This is a genomic window from Bacillus sp. TH13, assembly GCF_016651175.1.
Lineage (GTDB): Bacteria > Bacillota > Bacilli > Bacillales > Bacillaceae_G > Bacillus_A > Bacillus_A thuringiensis_S.
Genome location: NZ_JAEKEJ010000010.1, coordinates 1 through 962 on the forward strand (window position 1 = coordinate 1; position 962 = coordinate 962).

The following is a 962-nucleotide window of genomic DNA, read 5'->3' on the forward strand; positions in this document are numbered from 1 at the left end:
GCTGTATCTTCACTAGATGTTTCAATGTTTTTTAAAGCATCATTTATATCTTTTAAAGCTTTGTCCAACTTTGCATTACTACCGTTATTATCATTTCCACCATTGTTATTATCTTCCTTTGGCTTTTCTATTTCTCCTGATCCAATTGGTTTATTATCATCAACGTTGTCATTTACACAAACACCGTTGTATATTGCATCTTTATCTTGAACATGTTCAGCATTACCATCATCAGGAACTCCATAATATTCAGCTAACTTATCACGCCATTTAGTTTCACCTTTTGTAGCTTGACCATTTTCGGCAAATCCTTTTATTTTAAAACGAACATGACCTACTTTTTTACCATTAGCAAAAATATAAAATGCATATGTTCCATTACGATTCACCTTAATACCAAACTTATTTTCATTTTGTTCCGGTCTTTTATTAACCGTCGCTGACTGTTGAAACGTACAATCATTCACTAAATGCAATTCTGATAACTGAAAAACATAAATTTCATCATTATCAACTTTCAAATCAATAACATAAGAACCATTTTCAAACGTCTGTTTAGTGATAATCACACCACCACTTCCAACTAATTGCATAGAAGGTGAATCAGCATAAACAGAAATATTAGAGTACATCAATGTAACTACAAACGAACATAATATAATTGCTATTTTCTTAATCATGATTCTCTAAAATCTCTTTTATAAAGTTTCTTCTTATCAGCTTTATATTGGTCAAACATATCTTTAGTACCTATAAAAATTAATGAACATATAAAAACAGTTACAAAAATCAAAATAATAATTACGCAAATACCAGCAATAGTCATTGCAATATTAGTTAAATCCATTTCAATCACTCCAAATCTTTTTTCCAAATCAATAACATAGAGAGTGTAAATATAGTCAAAAAAATTAAATTTACTAATCCATTACAGAAAATCGGGAGAAAAAATTCTAAAAATC

1 protein-coding gene and 1 pseudogene are annotated in these 962 nt (G+C 28.8%); both read right to left on the minus strand.

The features are described 5' to 3' along the window. Nucleotides 1-680, minus strand: a pseudogene (locus JFU02_RS03480) (hypothetical protein); the annotation flags it as partial. Continuing rightward, nucleotides 677-847 carry a hypothetical protein gene (locus JFU02_RS03485; protein WP_201069886.1) on the minus strand — a complete coding sequence of 57 codons (171 nt, stop codon included), beginning with the start codon at nucleotides 845-847 and terminating at the stop codon, nucleotides 677-679. The gene JFU02_RS03485 and the pseudogene JFU02_RS03480, both read right to left, overlap by 4 nt. Between the last annotated feature and the right edge of the window lie 115 nt (nucleotides 848-962).

Coding starts and splice junctions, on each gene's coding strand:
- JFU02_RS03485 (WP_201069886.1), bottom strand. CDS start 847: ATGGATTTAACTAATATTGCAATGACTATTGCTGGTATTTGCGTAATT.